At 43.0% G+C, this 18205-nt stretch carries 17 protein-coding genes and 1 pseudogene; 7 read left to right on the forward strand and 11 right to left on the reverse strand.

Features of this window, described 5'->3' with window-relative positions; genetic code table 11:
- Positions 1-192 precede the first annotated feature (192 nt).
- Both MHI06_RS17270 and MHI06_RS17275 read left to right on the forward strand, forming a co-directional pair.
- Positions 193-380: pseudogene (locus tag MHI06_RS17270) on the forward strand (DNA-entry nuclease); the annotation flags it as partial.
- Between the two features lie 19 nt (positions 381-399).
- Positions 400-675 (forward strand): hypothetical protein, encoded by a 276-nt coding sequence (locus tag MHI06_RS17275; RefSeq protein ID WP_340398563.1) that lies wholly within the window; start codon positions 400-402, stop codon positions 673-675.
- 175 nt (positions 676-850) lie between these two features.
- On the opposite strand, the gene MHI06_RS17280 is transcribed toward MHI06_RS17275, so the two are convergent.
- Entirely contained in the window at positions 851-1888 is a 1038-nt protein-coding gene (locus MHI06_RS17280; protein ID WP_340398564.1) for a fibronectin type III domain-containing protein, read from the reverse strand.
- A 335-nt stretch (positions 1889-2223) separates the two neighbouring features.
- On the opposite strand from MHI06_RS17280, the gene MHI06_RS17285 reads away from it, so the two are divergent.
- The 5 genes from MHI06_RS17285 to MHI06_RS17305 all read left to right on the forward strand — a co-directional run bounded on the left by MHI06_RS17285 (position 2224) and on the right by MHI06_RS17305 (position 6276).
- Positions 2224-2997 (forward strand): bacterial surface protein, encoded by a 774-nt coding sequence (locus tag MHI06_RS17285; protein ID WP_340398565.1) that lies wholly within the window; start codon positions 2224-2226, stop codon positions 2995-2997.
- Between the two features lie 331 nt (positions 2998-3328).
- Complete coding sequence (locus MHI06_RS17290) at positions 3329-4048, forward strand: hypothetical protein (RefSeq protein ID WP_340398566.1); 720 nt, start codon at positions 3329-3331, stop codon at positions 4046-4048.
- 18 nt (positions 4049-4066) lie between these two features.
- On the forward strand, positions 4067-4618 hold the full coding sequence (locus MHI06_RS17295) for a hypothetical protein (protein ID WP_340398567.1): 552 nt from the start codon (positions 4067-4069) through the stop codon (positions 4616-4618).
- Positions 4619-4798: 180 nt separating this feature from the next.
- Positions 4799-5838, forward strand: a protein-coding gene (locus MHI06_RS17300) for an IS630 family transposase (protein WP_340398568.1) whose coding sequence is annotated in 2 segments (ribosomal slippage) — positions 4799-5296 and positions 5299-5838 — 1038 coding nt in all. Because the reading frame shifts where the segments join, the coding sequence is not laid out codon by codon here.
- Between the two features lie 180 nt (positions 5839-6018).
- Complete coding sequence (locus tag MHI06_RS17305; protein ID WP_340398569.1) at positions 6019-6276, forward strand: tyrosine-type recombinase/integrase; 258 nt, start codon at positions 6019-6021, stop codon at positions 6274-6276.
- Between the two features lie 111 nt (positions 6277-6387).
- Here MHI06_RS17305 and glnA read toward each other — a convergent pair whose 3' ends face one another.
- The 10 genes from glnA to MHI06_RS17355 all read right to left on the reverse strand — a co-directional run bounded on the left by glnA (position 6388) and on the right by MHI06_RS17355 (position 18197).
- Positions 6388-7716, reverse strand: a complete 1329-nt coding sequence (gene glnA, locus MHI06_RS17310) for a type I glutamate--ammonia ligase (RefSeq protein ID WP_169481064.1) — start codon at positions 7714-7716, stop codon at positions 6388-6390.
- A 129-nt stretch (positions 7717-7845) separates the two neighbouring features.
- Positions 7846-8259, reverse strand: a complete 414-nt coding sequence (locus MHI06_RS17315) for a MerR family transcriptional regulator (RefSeq protein ID WP_056689944.1) — start codon at positions 8257-8259, stop codon at positions 7846-7848.
- 82 nt (positions 8260-8341) lie between these two features.
- Positions 8342-9595, reverse strand: a complete 1254-nt coding sequence (locus tag MHI06_RS17320) for a methionine gamma-lyase family protein (RefSeq protein WP_340398570.1) — start codon at positions 9593-9595, stop codon at positions 8342-8344.
- An 84-nt stretch (positions 9596-9679) separates the two neighbouring features.
- A complete protein-coding gene (gene hflX / locus MHI06_RS17325; RefSeq protein WP_169481066.1) occupies positions 9680-10966 on the reverse strand; it encodes a GTPase HflX in 1287 nt (428 codons plus the stop codon).
- A gap of 119 nt (positions 10967-11085) precedes the next feature.
- Positions 11086-12057, reverse strand: coding sequence for an AAA family ATPase (locus tag MHI06_RS17330; protein WP_062834999.1), 972 nt, complete (start codon positions 12055-12057; stop codon positions 11086-11088).
- 110 nt (positions 12058-12167) lie between these two features.
- A complete protein-coding gene (locus tag MHI06_RS17335; protein WP_062835000.1) occupies positions 12168-12731 on the reverse strand; it encodes a DUF402 domain-containing protein in 564 nt (187 codons plus the stop codon).
- Between the two features lie 296 nt (positions 12732-13027).
- A complete protein-coding gene (locus MHI06_RS17340) occupies positions 13028-15688 on the reverse strand; it encodes a PBP1A family penicillin-binding protein (protein ID WP_340398571.1) in 2661 nt (886 codons plus the stop codon).
- Between the two features lie 170 nt (positions 15689-15858).
- A complete protein-coding gene (gene hfq / locus MHI06_RS17345; protein WP_017687918.1) occupies positions 15859-16101 on the reverse strand; it encodes an RNA chaperone Hfq in 243 nt (80 codons plus the stop codon).
- Between the two features lie 373 nt (positions 16102-16474).
- Positions 16475-17431 carry a tRNA (adenosine(37)-N6)-dimethylallyltransferase MiaA gene (gene miaA / locus MHI06_RS17350; protein ID WP_340398572.1) on the reverse strand — a complete coding sequence of 319 codons (957 nt, stop codon included), beginning with the start codon at positions 17429-17431 and terminating at the stop codon, positions 16475-16477.
- The gene (locus MHI06_RS17355; RefSeq protein ID WP_036672760.1) at positions 17412-18197 is read right to left on the reverse strand and encodes a class I SAM-dependent methyltransferase; all 786 of its coding nucleotides are present in this window, start codon (positions 18195-18197) and stop codon (positions 17412-17414) included. Before MHI06_RS17355 ends, miaA begins: the two co-directional genes overlap by 20 nt.
- Between the last annotated feature and the right edge of the window lie 8 nt (positions 18198-18205).

Below are 18205 nucleotides of genomic sequence, written 5' to 3' on the forward strand. Positions count from 1 at the left end.
GAAGCACTCATGGGAGAGAGTAATAATAGCTCACACCATTTTATGTAATTTCATTCTTAGTCATTACACATATTACATACTCATCCTAACAACTTTCACGGAGTTCTACTAAGCTTCTCCAAACAATTTTCTGTCCGATTAATATGTATAAAGGCGTGTTATAATTATCAGATCAAAACCGCAAGCTGCCATTTAAGAGATATTGACTCTAAGAAAGGATACGATCGTGACGAGTTGCCTATGGAAATGTGCGCCGAGGGTGGTGAAGGTGAAGATATCGAATACATAAGTCCATCAGATAATCGTGTGCCGACAGCTGGGTACCGAATCAGTTAGAGGAACATCCAGACGGTACAGTCGTAGTGTTTATATTTAAATAGCAAATGGAGATGAACAATATTGAATCCAATTAGATTACCAAACCAAGTCGAGGACTATAAAGAGAAAATCCTCTCTGAACTCGAACATGACTTTGCTTTGCCTGTGCTGAAAGGCACTGATAAACAAATAAACTGGGCAAGAAACATTAGAATGAATTTCTTTATTAAGGCTAACAAAAAAGAAATCGATTCAGATACGGTGGATTCCTTAAAAGAAAATCACTCTGCTGGATGGTGGATTAAAAATAAAGACATGAGTTTAGATCAAATTATAGTTCTATCAGAGAATAAATAACTTCATTCATCCCATAACTTACCGCCTCAATCCTTTATGGCAAAATGCTATAATTGGGTAGAGGTGTTTTAATTTATATCTTAAATATTCAAGATTACAATGTACAACAGGGTGATATTACACAACACAAAAAGGCTCCGCAACACAAACGCAGTAGCCTTATATATAAATTTATTTAGTATTCGCTTACTTCAAACGTCAGGACTCGATCAAATAGGATGTAGTCCTTGCGGCTCTTGAACGGACCTTTGTTATTGTCATGCTTATCAATTGCGTATGATGCTTTTCCGCTTCCTGCTTGTTTTGTTTCATACCAATCAATGAAACTATTTACTTCTTTCATGCTCAAGTCAAACTCTTTCTCAAGACCGGTAGTCATAGTCACGACAAGGATTGCACGATCACCTGCAGGCTGTTCCGGTGTTGGTATCTCAGTGTTATCATTATTTATAGTTAATGCTACTTCATTCGAAATAACTGTTTCTACTCCATTGAAGATAGCTACGATTTGGAAGTAGTAAGTTTTACCGAATCCCAAATTTGGTACTTTATAAGTTGAGATATCTTTCCCTTCTACTGTAATCGAATCTGTGTATTTTCCTGACTCAGTACCATATTGAAGTTTATATCCTGTAGCATCGTTAATTGTATTCCAATTTAAGGTAGCAGTAGTTCCTGTGATAGAACCATTTAATTTGATATATTCAAAACTGCCTAATGTAATTTCATCGATTGCCAACCAAGAAGAACCACCGTCCCCCTCAATCTTTATGCCCTCATATACTCCTTGCGTAACTTTAACCGGTGGAGGTGTATTAAATCTTTCTGAAAGTGCTTGGGTTTCTTTAGGACTAATAGCAGTCCAGGTGCCATCTTTTAATCCATAGATTTGATATGTAACGGACCTTATCGGTTCTGCTGCAGTGCTAATATGAACAAAGTTAAATTCAATTGCTTCGGAAAATTTTAGTTCAACGGTACCTCTATATGTACCTGCATTCCATTCGTTTTTCAGCTTACCATCAATCACATTTTTCGCAGTGTATATAGAATACTCGCTACTTGCCTTTACTTCAGTTCCAGTGGGTGGAGAAAATCCAAGCATTCCATCTACCTTTTTACTTAACGGAGATGCCGCTCCTGTTGTTGATTGAGAAAACAAGAGAACTATAAGTAGAACAGTCATAAATGCCAAACAATTTTTTTTCATCATTAATCTCCTTATTGTTTATTCTTAACTAACTATAGCGACCGACAGGATTAACGTCTATACATAAACTTGCTGTTCTATAAATATCAGCTAATTTCCTGAATTTGTATTGAACACGAAAAAAGAAGCGAGGATGCCACTTCTACTTTTTTTCGTGTTCAATCATTGCGATAATCTGGGATCTCCAAAACTATAACGATTTTATTTTACTTTATCATAAGTAAAACTATTTTCATGAATTCTAACACTTACTTTCATATATAGTCATATTTGTTTAGACATGGAATACAAGGATCAGTATTATAAATTTTAGAAATTCAATTTGAAGGAGAATACATATGAAGAAAATAGTTATACCAGCTTTATTGTCATTATTATTGTTGTTCAGTTTTGGAACAAGTGCTTTTGCTGCTTCAGTCGGAGAAGCTTTAGCCACACCTGAAGATGGTTGGAAAAGATATGATGATACACATCCAGGTATAACGTATATTGGAACATGGGGAGTAGACTCTTCTAGTGCTCTATACAATAATACTGGGAGAAGCTCAAGCATATCTGGAAGTAGCATTAAATTTACTTTTGAAGGCTCTAAGTTTAGATGGATTGGAGCACAAAATACCAGTGGCACTTATGCCGGCAGCTCTGATATAACAGTAAATATCGATGGAAATTCAGAAAAGGTATCACAGAATAAACCGCTTGGTTTTCAAATATTAACGTATGAAAAAACAGGCCTAACTGATACGGTGCACACTGTTGAAATAATAAATAACCAAAATGCGTTAATTTGGCTGGACGCCATTGATATTGATGGAGAACTTCTCGATCCAACCACGCCTACTCCTGGTCCAGAACCCCAACCAGAGCCCAATGGAGACCGCGCTATCCTTGTAGTAACCCTGACAACAGGTTTGGAAAAAGAATACGATCTTCCGATAAGTGATGTAAATGCATTTTTGAGTTGGTATGATGTTCGAGATACTGGAATCGGCCCATCTAAATTTGCAATAAACAAATACAGCAACAACAAAGGGCCATTTAGCAAGCGCACAGATTACATGATCTTTGATAAGATTTTAACGTTTGAAGTAAGTGAATATACGACCAAATAAAAAGAAAGAGCAGTGAGGTTATCCTCCTGCTCTATTTTTGTACCCTATATTCAAACGTACTACGAAAGTATCTCTTCCCCATGATCTTAATTGATACTGTGCTATACGTTTCTACTTGACCGCCATAGTCAATATTGTACTCCAGATCGCCTAAAACATGCTAGACGGATACCCGAATCTGTATTAAGGCTGCCGTGAGGAAATCCATATCTGTTAGTAGTACTCTATATGTATTCATTCTCCCACATACATACATTTTTATAGAAAATTATACCTAGGTCTGATAGACTATGTTTTGTTGTTAATTATTACTATATCAGGAGGAAGAAGATTGAAAAAGCCTATTCAGAAAAAATGGTGGTTTTGGCTTATTGTTGTGATTATAGTGGGAGGTATCTTCGGCAACAAAGATGAGGATAGAACTGAGAAAGAAGAAGTTGCGACTACCAAAGTATCCACTCTGGCTGAAACCAAGCCAGAAACTGTTGTTGCTGAAAAATCTGCTACTAAGACTGAGGAAGTTAAGGTAGCAAAAGAGAACGTAAAGCAACAAGAGGAAAAGAAAGAGGAAAAGAAAGTAGAAATACTAGGAAGTTTAGATATGACTCCAGAAGAGTTTCGAAAGTCATTCAACAAACGTGCCATGGAAATCGGTAACCCGAAATTAAAAATAGGAAAGAAACTTGAAGTCCAAACAGGAGCTGTTCAAGATGTATTTCAATACATGATTACCGACTACATAGGTATCACTGGTTCGATTAACAAAGCCGATGGTTCTGTGCGAGATGTCACAATGATCGGTCAAGGCGACGGAACAGTGACATCTGGGGCAGACATTGTACTAGCTATGGGATTGGTTATTCTTTCTGTTAATCCCGACCTTCCCGCAAGTTCTGTAGCGAATGTGCTTTCGGATATGAATATTTTGGATGAAGGCGTGGACTGGTCTACAGTTGATGAATCAACAGAAATAGATGGAATACGTTACAGTGTACTCGGTTCAGAAACGATCGGAATCATGTTTAGTGCTAGTGACGCAAAAGATAAGTAATCTACAAAGGAGACTATTATGAAAAGAGTACTAGCTTTACTCTGTGCCGTAGCAATGTTTGGATTCATATTAAATCCATCTTACGTTGATGCTGCTACAGTTAATCCAAAGACATTATTGGAGGAGAAATTCCCCAGGGAGCGTTTAACAGTCAGTAAATCAGTGGACTTAAACGGAGACAATAAGAAAGAACACATGTTGATCACTGACTCAGGCAATTTTTATCTCATTAACTCTAAAGGTGTTATCGTTCTCATAGATACAAATTACTATAGCGATGAAGAACCAACAATTCATATCCTCAATATTTCGGCTAAAGAAAAGCATGTAGCTGTTACTTTGGATTATTTACCATCAAATACAGAACTACTTGTTTACAAGTTTCAGAATGGTACTCTTAAAAAGAAGTTATCTGTTATGGGAGATGTTGGGTTAAACATTTCGAAAACCGGGGAAATAAATCAACTGTGGAAAAGCCACTACCCAGAAGGCGGATGGGAAATTGCTGTTGCAAACTATAAGTGGAATAGTAAGAAGGATAAGTATGTAGGTTCTGGTCAATTACCTTAGTGAGGTTATAAAAATGATCTATCGGCATGATTGGCCGGCAGAGCATTTTTCAGCTCTTCTATAAAAAGATACTACTTCTATATAAATTGAATTAAAGATTTTAGCAAAGCCTTAAAGGGAAAACGCTCCATTTGTCGAATTGAAATTATAATCTAAAAAAACGGACAAGTGGGGATCGCCATGAATAAGCATACCGAACTGGAGAAAGTAAGAGAAGCTATGAAACAAGCCAAAGAGCGACGGATGTACGAACGCTATCAGGCCATCTATTTGCATTTGAGAGGCACATCCATCGTGGCGATTGCTGATATTCTGAATCGAAATCGAATGACAGTGAGTGGTTACATTCATGCATACCAAAACGGTGGAATAGCAGCCTTGCAGCTCAAGCATTCATCGGGTGCTCCTAGTCGGTTGTCGAAGAAACAACAGACTCAACTCAAGCAAATTATCGCCTACTCGGTTCCTCATGAGGTTGGTTTTGCAGCTAGGCACAACTGGACACTTGAGCTTATTGCCTTGTATGTAGAACGAGAATGGGGCCATCGTTACTCGCTCCGCGGTATCTCCAAGCTCATGGAACGCTTAGGACTCAGCTATACAAAACCGACCTACACGCTTGCAGCAGCAGATCCGGAGAAACAGCGTCAGTTCACCGAAACAACCTTTCCTCAATTGAAAAAAAGCTACTAAACGAAGAGATCGATCACTTGCTGTTTGAGGATGAGTCCATGATTCGGGATTACCAAGCCATTCAGAAAACGTGGTTTCTTCGAGGAAAACAGCGCATCATTCCAACCACAGGAAAGCATCGCGGGGTCAAGCTGCTCGCAACGATTGACTATGAGACCGGACAAATCGTTTGGCAAGAAGACGAGCAATATACCGCTGAAACCTTTCTTGCTTTTCTCCGGAAGATCCTTGCGGCGTATCCGACAGGAAAGCTTATGATCGTATTAGATAATGCTCGTATTCATCATGCCAAGCTGCTGCAGCCTTTCCTGCAAGAACAGAAGAACAGGCTTGAGTTTGTATTTCTGCCACCTTATAGCCCGCAGTTCAATATTGTAGAAGGACTTTGGAAATGGCTCAAGTCCAGTATAGTCAATAATGTGTTCTACTCTACTGTCTCTGAAATTCGTCTACGTGTAGGGCAGTTTATGGATGAAATCATGAAGAATCCTCGTGTCATCATTGACCGCCTTTGCATTCGCTTTTAATTGCTAGTTTCTTTCGTTCAACTTATATAGATCTTCAAACCTGCTCTTTTTTCTTTTGCTTATACTATTCTTCGTCTCAACTCTTCTTTAAATAAGAACTTTCAACTCCCAACAAAGGAATACTTGGGGAAGCTACCACCATGACCTTGATCTAGTTCTATGTAGGAAGATGGAAACTTCATGCCTAAATCAACATTATTCAATGCCTTTTCCCGCATCTTACAACGTTGTGATCTCCCATCTCTCCCCATTCACTCTCTCCGACATACCTGCGCAGTTCTTTTACTTGAGTCCGGGGCAGATATGAAATTCGTTCAAGAACAGTTAGGTCACGGAAGTATTCAGATCACATCAGATGTATATGCCCATACCTCAGGCAAGATCCAGAAAAGCAATATAGATAGATTTGAGAAATTCACTGAAGAAATTTTCGAATAGAAAAATATTTTTGGGGCATTCTGTGGGCACTTTGGTATTTCATAAAATACATAGGTACTTGCCCACAAAAAGAAAAATCCCTCAGCGCTAGAGCGCCAAGGGATTAAGCTATTAGTACAAAGTAATATATTGATCGCGTTCCCATTGGTGGACTTGTGTTCTATACATATCCCACTCAATTTCTTTCAGCTCATAGAAGTGAGCCAAGGCGTGGTCGCCGAGAGCATCACAGATGACTTCGCTGCGGATCAATTCATTCAATGCTTCTTTCAGGTCAGCTGGCAAGCTTGGAATGCCTTCTTCCACACGCTCTTCTTCTGACATGATGTAGATGTTACGGTCAATTGGAGTTGGTAAGGAAAGCTCACGTTTGATTCCGTCCAGACCTGCTTTCAACAAAACAGCCAAAGCCAGGTAAGGGTTAGCAGCCGGATCCGGGTTACGAACCTCAACACGTGTACTCAGACCACGGGAAGCTGGAATACGGATCATTGGGCTACGGTTACTAGCAGACCATGCTACATAGCAAGGGGCTTCATAACCTGGTACAAGACGTTTGTATGAGTTCACAGTTGGGTTAGTAATTGCTGCAAACGCACGCGCATGCTTCAGAGTTCCAGCCATGAAGTAACGTGCAGTTTTGCTCAGACCCAGCTCGTCAGATTCGTCAACGAATGCGTTCACATTGCCTTGGAACAAGGATTGGTTACAGTGCATACCTGAACCGTTCATACCAAACAGCGGTTTCGGCATGAAGGTAGCATGTAGACCATGCTGACGTGCAATCGTTTTAACAACGAGTTTGAACGTTTGGATCTGGTCTGCTGCTTTCAGAGCATCAGCATATTTAAAGTCGATCTCATGCTGACCTGGAGCTACCTCATGGTGAGAAGCTTCGATCTCAAAGCCCATTTCTTCAAGTGTGATAACGATGTCACGACGACAGTTTTCACCAAGATCCGTAGGCGCAAGGTCGAAATAACCACCTTGGTCATTCAGTTCGTTAGTCGGGTTTCCTTTTTCGTCTGTTTTGAACAAGAAGAACTCGGGTTCAGGACCAACGTTGAAGGAAGTGAATCCCATTTCTTCGGCTTCTTTCAGATTTCGTTTCAAGATGCCACGTGGATCTCCTGGGAAAGGATTACCATCCGGAAGATATACGTCGCAAATCAGACGAGCAACACGGTTCTCTGCTACCCATGGGAAAATAAGCCAAGAATCTAGATCTGGATAGAGGTACATATCGGACTCTTCAATACGTACATAACCTTCGATGGAAGATCCATCGAACATCATTTTGTTATCCAGAGCCTTAGTCAACTGGCTCACAGGAATCTCAACGTTTTTGATAGCTCCAAGCAAATCAGTAAATTGCAATCGAATGAATCGTACGTTTTCTTCTTTCGAAATGCGGAGAATGTCTTCTTTTGTATAACTCACTATAACCTCTCCCTTTCTTATCTGCGTATTTGGCTTGCCTGTTATATTTGTACATTAGAAAGTTCCACGGGTCAAGGAGTCGGCCATCACAAGTGCATGATTTCCCCTCACTCGCCGAGTTATGCGAACTTACTTTTTATTAAAGAATCGGGAAAGCTCTCCCTGAATGAGAGATACTTGTCCAGGTCTCTTACCTGATACAAGCTGTTGCTTCAGCAAGCGGTGCAACTGCGTATCGGACAGCTCTCTACGTTTGACTTCAGTATCTGGCGTGATCACTGTAGCTTCCTCGGATTCTTTCGAAACAGGATTCATCACTTGTTTGATCCCCGCGATGTTAACTCCTTTTTCAATCAAAGCCTTGATCTCTAGCAATCTCTCTACGTCATTAAAAGAAAACAAACGTTGATTACCTGACGTTCTCGCAGGAACGATCAAGCTGTGCTGCTCATAATAACGAATCTGACGTGCAGACAGATCCGTAAGTTTCATTACAATACCAATCGGGAATAAGGCCATATTTCTGCGAATTTCATCACCCATGTTCATCAACCTTCCAGTCATCTATTCTTCTCCCTATTGTACATTTAGTTGTTACCAAGTGTCAATGACGTGTTAGATAAACTCACAATAATTTACGATCTTTCATGGTCTGTAACGCCATTAAAACGCCATATTTGACATGAGAGTACGTTAATCCGCCTTGCATGTACCCGATATACGGCTCCCGTATAGGCGCATCGGCTGACAATTCCAGACTTCCGCCCTGAATAAACGTACCTGCCGCCATAATGACAGGATGCTCATAACCAGGCATGTCCCATGGTTCAGGAACCACGTGGCTATCTACAGCGGCTGCACGCTGAATTCCTTGAACGAAGGCGATCAGATGCTCAGCAGAGCTAAACTTAACAGCCTGGATCAGATCTGTACGAGCTTCATTCCAGGCGGGTTTGGTTACAAATCCGGATTCAGCAAACATCGCAGCAGCAAACGTACTTCCTTTGATAGCTTGTCCTACAATTGTCGGAGCCATGTAAAGTCCTTGGTAGATGCCACGTGTTGTCCCCAGCATGGCTCCCACCTCTCCCCCGATTCCCGGGGCTGTCAGACGATAAGCTGCCAGCTGTACGTACTGTTCCTTCCCACATATGTATCCACCGGTTTCCGCAATGCCTCCACCAGGATTCTTGATCAGTGACCCGGCCATCAGATCAACTCCGACTTCTGTCGGTTCACGTTCCTCCGTGAATTCACCGTAACAATTATCTACGAATACGATAACATCTTCCTTCAGCGCTTTGACACGCGTAACCATCTCAGCGATCTCAGCAACGCAGAAGGAAGAGCGCCAGTCATAACCACGTGAACGTTGAATTCCAATGACTTTCGTAGCCGGTGTAATGCTTTTCTCAACTGCTTCCCAGTCCACTGCGCCTGCAGCAGTTAAGGCTGTCTCACGGTAGCCGATGCCAAAATCACGTAACGAACCTGTACCATCGCCGGGTTTGCCAATAACTTTATGCAATGTGTCATAAGGCTTACCCGTGATGTACAATAATTCGTCACCTGGGCGCAACACGCCAAAGAGAGCTGTACTAATCGTATGTGTACCCGAAGCAAAATGGGGGCGTACCAACGCAGCTTCAGCACCAAACACATCAGCATATACTTCATCAAGCACTTCACGCCCACGATCGTTATACGCATAACCTGTTGAACCTGCAAAGTGAAAATCGCTTACTTTTCGCTGTTGGAAAGCATTAATGACCTTCCATTGATTGTGATCTGTGATCCGATCAATCTGTTTCAGTTGTCCTTCAATCTGACGCTCCACTTGATGTTGAAGTTCAGATATTTCTGAATCAAAGCTTACCATCTTACTTCATTCCCCTTCATAGCACGAATCTGACGTTGAATATCTATTATCGTGTCAACTTATCACACAAATATGTCATGAATATTACAATTCAATGAAATCTTCAAGCACATAACCAAATTTCTCATATTCACCTTTTTGCAATTCCACTTCATAAATGACATCATTTTCTTCAAAGCTGGTATCCACTACATCACCAATTTTGTAAAGTACCGACGTAAGATCTCCACGTTCTGCCGGAATACGGAAGCGCTTCGTGTCACCAGTCAGCTCTGTCTGAATCAATTCACGAATTTTAAGTAGATCGTCGGAGTCCAATGCACTTACTTTGATATGGTCCTTATCCAATGGAAGCATCTCAAGCTGTTCAGGTGTACATGCATCTTTTTTGTTATACAGGACTAACTGTGGCTTGTCCCCTGAACCAAGTTCTTGCAGAATCGTGTTAACAGTTCGCATCTGATCTTCACGCATAACCGATGAGGCATCCACAACATGCAGGATGAGATCTGCTTCATTCACTTCCTCCAGCGTTGCTCGGAAAGCTGCAATCAGATCATGCGGGAGATTTTGAATAAATCCTACTGTGTCGGTAAGTACGATTTCTTTACCACTTGGAAGTTCCATCGTGCGTGATGTTGGATCCAGGGTAGCGAATAGTTGATCTTGAATATACACATCTGCAGCAGTCAATTGCTTGAGCAAGGTTGATTTGCCAGCATTGGTATAACCAACAAGGGCCACCTGAACAATACCTGTCTTTTTACGCCGTTCACGATGCAGCTTACGATGACGTGTCAGTTCTTCCAGATGACGTTTCAGATCATCGATGCGACCACGGATGTGACGACGGTCCGTCTCCAGCTTGCTTTCACCTGGACCTCTTGTTCCGATTCCGCCACCGAGTCTCGAAAGGTTCTTGCCATGACCCGACAAGCGCGGAAGCAAGTAGCTATGCTGAGCCAATTCCACTTGAATGATACCTTCTCTTGTGTTGGCACGTTGTGCGAAGATGTCCAAGATCAATTGAGTACGGTCAATAATTTTGAGATCGAGGGTTTCTTCCAGATTACGAACCTGTGCACCTGATAATTCCTGATCAAAAATAGCTGTAGTTGCTCCGAGTTCCTCCGCGATTGCCCGGAGTTCTTCCACCTTTCCTTTACCAATAAACCATTTGGTATCACGTTTTTCCCTGTTCTGAGAAAGTACACTTAGCACTTCCACTCCAGCTGTCTCCGCAAGTTTCACCAGTTCTTCTAAAGAATACTCAGGATTGATACCTGTACGTTTTACATCATCCGTAACAAGACTCACCAAAACGGCGCGATCTTTTTTGACCATATCTGTATCATGTGTGCCATTTGTCATGTATATGTTCACTCCCTCTAATTACTAATCCGTTGATATTCGTTGCCACGAATATGCCATGGCATGCCTTAAGCCGAACCGGTTGGCCCGGCCGGCTGGTGTAAAAACTATATTATCGCTTACTTTCGCTCAAAGTTCAAATCCTCTGTACGGATTGTCATCAGCTCCAGTTTTCCTGGACTGCCTTCCGAATATTGTTCCAACAATCGAACCGCCTGATGCCTGATCGAACGCTCAATGGCATTACGAACGTATCTGGCGTTACTGAACGCATGCAGCGAATCATTTTTTTCCTGAAGCAGATGTTGCTTCAACTTGAGTATGGTCTGTGGCATTAGAATATAATCACGCTCTTTGGCCATAATCTCAGAGATTTGAATCAACTGATCAATGCTGTAGTCTGGAAACTCTACTTGAATGGGAAAGCGTGAAGGTAACCCCGGATTCGTCTGGAGAAAAAAATCAATCTCTTCCGAGTATCCAGCCAATATGAGGATAAATTGGTTTTTATTGTCTTCCATTGATTTTACAAGCGTATCGATTGCTTCCTTGCCAAAATCTTTCTCACCACCGCGGGCCAAACTGTATGCTTCATCAATGAACAAGATCCCACCGAGTGCCTTCTTGACCAGATCTCTAGTTTTCTGCGCCGTGTGACCGATATATTCTCCAACCAGATCCGCACGCTCTACTTCAATAAGATGGCCTTTACTCAACACACCCATCTTCTGAAAGAGTTTGGCAACAATTCTGGCTACAGTTGTCTTACCGGTCCCTGGATTGCCTTTAAAGATCATATGATACACGTGCGCGCCACTAAGTAAGCCTGCTTCGGTACGCATCTGAGCAATCTGTAAGAAAGCATAGATTTCAAATACCAAGTCTTTGATATTTTCAAGTCCAACCAATTGCTCCAATTCACCCTGTATCTCCTGAAAATGCGCATGTTTGGTTATACTCTTAGCTGCCTGTACTGCCGCTGCTTCGTCTTTGACCAACATCTGAGGTTCCTGGTTACGCAACACAATATTAATTTGCCTGGATGGTCTACCTCCCGGTTGCTCTCCTGCAGCCATGACCCGTCCGTTCATTCGCCATCACCTCTATTTTATCGGGCTGAACTCTCCTGATTATTAATGTATTCTATCAGGTGCTCCAATATTAGAAGGATCATGAAGAATTCTGCGGATAAGTACATGTCTCAAATCTGAATGTTTTTTCGAAACTCTCCGTTCTCAAACAAACTCTGTCTGTGCTTCAGCGATAACTGAAAGTACGGAAACACATGTGCATCAATGGCATGAAGCAGTTCCTTTGCTGTCTTGTTCGCCAAGTCATAATCACCCGTCGTTATGTGCTTCCGTGACAGTGCATCTTCAAGCTCATCTTCATCCAGCAAAAACACTTCTCCATCTTTCAGTACCACGACATCCAGATACAGGTCATCAAACCAAGGCACACCCTGATCGGTTATCCCCTGACTACGGCATGTATCAATATACCATTCCACAATCCGTTCCTGATCGTCAAACATCGCCGTAACTACAAAGTGTTCTCCCTTCGGATAGTATTGCAGCCAAGAATAACCTTTATCTGCGATACAGAAGGTACTACCTCCATATGTTTTCCACAGAGGTTCTTTCAAATCCTGTATGGTGTACAACGTAATATATCCTGTGAAAATTTTGGATTGAACGAACCGGCATGTGAATTGTCGGTTCGTAATCCGGCGCCAGTTCGCGCGGTCCCCGAATTTCCGTTTCATACGAACCCCTCTTTGCCGACTACAGGCCCGTGACCTGCTCTCATATTGGTGAACAATGTAATAACGTCCGCATGATGGGTTCCAGCGCTCTGGATCCGCCTTGCACAACGTATTACGAATAGTTACAGCTTACCATATTTAAGGTATACACTCAAAATCAAGCTTTGTCCCATCTATTCATGAAATGAGCTTCGATTAAAGATGGTTTCGTATAACACAAAAAAACTGCTTCACCGGTTTTCCGGGAAGCAGTTTTTCAATGTAGCTATAATGTAGCTATTAAGTGTTCAATGGCTTTAGCCGCCAGTTCCAGCTTGAGAATCTGCAGGTACATCTGTTCCTCCAGTATCCCCACTCGTTCCGCTGTCCGGGGGAGTTACAACTTCGCCAGGCGTCGTTACGGACCCATCATCGGTACCTTCATCGGTACCACCTGGATCTGTTGTCCCCTGACCAGGCGGGGTGGTATTTCCTCCCCCAGGTTGACCGTTTCCGCCGTTTCCGCCATTACTTCCGTTACTGCCATTACTGCCGTTATTACCGTTATTTCCATTTTCATTCCCGTTACCGTTATTTCCGTTTGAGTTGCCATTATCCGGTGAACCATTATCCGGATTCTCTGTACCTGGCTGCTCAGGATCTATCTCTGTTCCAGGGTCTATGCCAGGATCAGGTTCCTCCGGTGGCACTTCCTGCGCTTCAATCATCAGAGAGATGGTATTGGAAGGATCCGTTTCAAGTCCTGATGCCAAGTCGTAAGCTGTCACATAGTACTCATAGGTCAGACCAGGCAACGCACTTAAATCTTGTGCATTGGTCGCACCTACTGCATCAATGAGATGAGTAAACTGCGCTTCAGAAGTTTCTTTACGATACACACGATATTGTGTGCTCGCGTCACCCGTTCCAGCCCAACTCAGTGAGACGGTTTGAGCAGATGGATCGTATGATCCACTCAGACCACTAACGGACAGAGCTGGCTGCTCTGGTTCTTCTACTGGTTGAGGTGCCTGCCCTCCAGCCGGTGCTTTGAATTGCTTCACGGGAACGCCTTTCATTGCATCTCCCATGACTTTGGCAAAGAAAGCTGCCGACAGCTTACTACTGTTCTTAAGCATATGATTCGCATCCGGATTGTCATACCCCATCCAGACTGCGGCAGTCCACTCCGGTGTATATCCAACGAACCATACATCACGGTTGGCACTATTGCCTGAGATGCCACTTTGAACAGTTCCTGTTTTACCCGCTACCGGACGATCCAGACGCGCTGAACGTCCCGTACCGTCATTAACAACGTTCTGTAGCATCTGTGTAAGCTGATACGCATTTTGCTCACTCATGACACGCGTTGTGTCCGAGTTATCGTGTTTATACGTGGTTTTGCCTGCGCTATCCTTAATTTCCTTAATGGAATAGGCTGCTCGGTATTCTCCAAGGTTAGCAAATGCACTATAGGCTTGTGCCATTTCCAGTGTATTTGTACCTTTACTTAGACCACCAAGGGCAATCGCCAGGTTTTTGTCTTCATCCGCAAGCTGTATACCTACACTCTTGGCAAAATTAATACCTGTATTAACGCCTATTTTATCAAGTAGCCATACCGCAGGAATATTTTCCGACTTCGTAATGGCTTCCGTCATACTGATGGTTGAAGAATATCCATGCAAGTTACCAGGACAGTAGTTACCAAAACATTGCTTCGCATTACTCAGCGAGGAGTTGGCACTGTAATTCCCTGATTCAAGAGCCGGTGCATAAGACACAATCGGTTTAAAAGCTGAACCGGGTTGTCTCCGACTCTGCGTAACACGGCTATAGCCTTTGGTCTGATAATCACGTCCACCCAGGAGGGCAACGAGGCTACCATTCTCATGGTTCATGATAACCATAGAGCCTTGAACCTGTTGATCATCTTTACTTGCCTCGAACAGACTATCATCTGTGAAAGCAGTTTCCATGGCTGTTTGAGCCTGAGCATCCATCGTTGTATAGATTTTGTATCCGCCGATATTCAGATCATCTTCCGTTTTGCCTGTTACACGTTCAGCTTCACGGAGCACATAATCAATAAAGGCTTGATACTTCTTCTCTTTCTCTGGTCGTTTGTAGTTATAGTTAATCTCTTTTGCTTCATCCATCTCCGCCTTGGTAATGTAGCCTTGTTCATACATCAGCTGTAATACCACACCACGGCGTGCTTTGGAATCGTTTGGATTGCTCACCGGATTGTAGGCAGAAGGGCCTTTAGGCATAGCTGCTAAGGTCGCGATTTGCCATAGCTTCAACTGACTCAAATCTTTTTGTCCAAAATAAAATTCTGATGCTGCTTTAATCCCGTAACGCTGATGACCGAAGAAAATCCGGTTCAGGTACATCGTCAGGATCTCGTCTTTTGTGTACTTGCGCTCTAATGCCATTGCAATCGATACTTCCGTTGCTTTCCGGAAGAACGTCTTGTCACGGGACAAGAACATGTTCTTGGCAAGCTGCTGGGTTAGTGTACTACCACCCTCCACCATAGAACGGGCCATGACGTCCTTAACTGCCGCACGCCCAATGGACCAGATATCCACGCCCTGATGATCGTAGAATCGTTTATCCTCCGTTGCAACAAAGGCTTGCTTCACCAGCTCAGGAATATCATCCTCATTGACAGGTTCCAGCTTCTGAATGGAAAGCTCCCCCATCAATTGGCCGTTGCGATCATATACTTTTGAAGTTTCATTAATTGTGGTTTTGTCCATGTTGGCTTTGAGCAGATTTTCGCCACTCACCATAATAAATAAATATCCGCCAAGTGCACAGAATATGGCGATTGCCATTGTGAAAAACAGTGTCCATCCAACGCGTTTACCCGTAATTTTTTTCTTTTTAGAGGTCTTTGGCTTCGCTTTTTTGGGTGACTTGTTATTGTTGTTGCGATTGTTAGACCTCGACAACGGATCGTTTGGCATGTTACCTCCTGACTCCCTTTCGGTTGCATAATTTCTATTCGTCTGTTGGTTCAGGCTCATATTACACATATTTTGCCCGGAATGAAAAGAACAACCCTTTATTCAGGTTGCTCTGTTTCAATACCTATACTTGTAGACGAAATGGTTGGTGAAAAGGTTTCGTAATTTTTTTAAGCTTCGCCGCTGTTATCTTGCTGCATCAGCGATACGCTGCGTTGCGGCGTGAACGTGGAGATGGCATGCTTGTAGACCATTTGCTGGCGTCCGTCGCTGTCAATGACGATCGTAAAATTGTCAAATGCCTTGATCGTCCCGCGGATTTGGAAGCCATTGGTCAGATAGACCGTAGCAGGAATATTCTCTTTCCGCAGTTGGTTCAAGAACGTATCTTGGATGTTGATGGACTTGTTCATTAGCCGTACCCCCATTGGTTCATTTGAATTCGTGTTCAAGTAATATTCAATATCGCTGAGTAGCTTTCGTGCTATTATATCATGAACAGTTTCATATAATCCACAAAAACCCCTTGTCTGCTATTTTGCACCCAATCTTGGCTTGGAGTACAACTAGAAGACTTATCCATTATACACCGCTTGCCAGATTTGCAAAAGAGGGGCAAAATCTTCGTTTTTCAGCACATTTCTTGCTTGTTTAATGAACCTATACTCACTTCCATCTGTTCTAGTGATAAGCAAAAACCTCTACCTTTTGAAATATCAAAAAGATAGAGGTTCAGATGTCGTGATCTACTCCAAGCATACAGATCAATACTTATGATTATGAAAATTAGTTAAATTTCCGTGTAATCAAGTCACTTACCTGCTTGTAGTTTCCTTCAAAATCTTCGGTATCCGTCATGTCCACCCATTCAATATCCTTCATATGGCGGAACCAGGAAAGCTGACGTTTGGCAAAACGACGTGTATCTCTCTTCAACCACTCAACCGCAGCTTCCCAACTCACTTCTCCTTGAAGGAACGCTGCAATTTCCTTATAACCCAGTCCTTGCATGGAAATATGACCTCTCGCCACTCCACGTTCCAATAGGGATCTCACCTCATCCACCAGACCTTGTTCGATCATCAGGTCAATCCGCTCTTCCACCCGGGCATACAGCTTCTGGCGATCCATTGTCAAACCAACAAGAAGAAGGTCATATGGCGACTCTTTCTTCTGCACTGCCAGCTGATCAGACCACTTCTCGCCTGTGAGGTGATGAATCTCAAGGGCACGTACAATTCGCCGTTGGTCATTCGGATGCAGACGATCCGCACTAACCGGATCAACCTCCCTCAAACGATCATGAAGGGCCTGTGCTCCATTTTGCTCAGCATAGCTGAATTGTTCCTCTCTGAACGCATCATCCGAACCACTATCGGAAAATTGGAAGCCGTAACATACTGATTCCACATATAGACCGGTGCCACCTACAATAAAAGGCATTTTACCGCGTTCATGGATTTCACTAATTAATCGTGTGCAACTCTCCTGAAACTCAGCCACAGAGTACGGATACTCCGGTTCATGGATATCAATGAGATGATGGGGTACACCCTTCATTTCTTCAGTTGTAATCTTGGCTGTTCCGATATCCATTTCACGATATACCTGCATCGAATCCCCTGAGATAATCTCACAATTGAAAGCTTGGGCAAGCTCGATGCTCATTCTTGTTTTGCCTACTGCTGTTGGTCCAACCAACACAAGCAGTTTAGGTTTTGGTTTAACTTCCACTTTCAACATTAATCACTCCGTACAGGGTTTTTGCATTCGCCCGATCAAGTATTTCAAATCCAAGCCTGTCAAACTCCGCGCTGCCGCGCTTTTCTTTCATAACTACACGTTTACGGGCAACCCGTTTCGCTTCCATAATGCTCTGTTCATCCAGCGCGTGAGCATTTGCATAATCTCGCAAGGGCTGTATAGCACTTGAATCCATCATCGGTTCACGGAACATGGGGTCAAAATATACGGTATCACAGCTTCGATCCGGCATGGAACGCAGCAACTCGAGATGATTCGCATGATGCAGCTCAATACGCCGGAAAGCTTCATTTACCGCTGGCTTGATCGTCTCATATTGAGACATCCCCTCCACTAATAGTGTATATAGCGGAAGAGAGCTCTCACATGCAATCACCCGTCCACTTTTGCCCACTGCAACCGAGAACACCAGTGCATCCGTGCCCAGTCCGGCTGTACAATCGATGATGGTATCCCCTTCATTCACCGCCCCCGCCTCCAGCAGTGGATCAGGTTCTCCTCGCAATATACGTTTGGCACGAACAAATCCCATGCTGGGGTGGAACTCCAGCAACGGTGAATCCTTCCGAAATAGACGCACTTTACCCTGGAGTACAACCAGAACCTCCTCCGCCTCATAGTGTTCAATCATCATGGGCAGAGACATTTTATTACGGCGCACGTAAGTACCCCCTGTTGTTTCAGCAAGGTTTCGGGCACGCTCCACAAGTAAAGCCGCTTCCTTTTCACCGGTTGTAATATACATAGATTCCT

This window comes from Paenibacillus sp. FSL H8-0079, from assembly GCF_037991315.1.
Lineage (GTDB): Bacteria > Bacillota > Bacilli > Paenibacillales > Paenibacillaceae > Paenibacillus.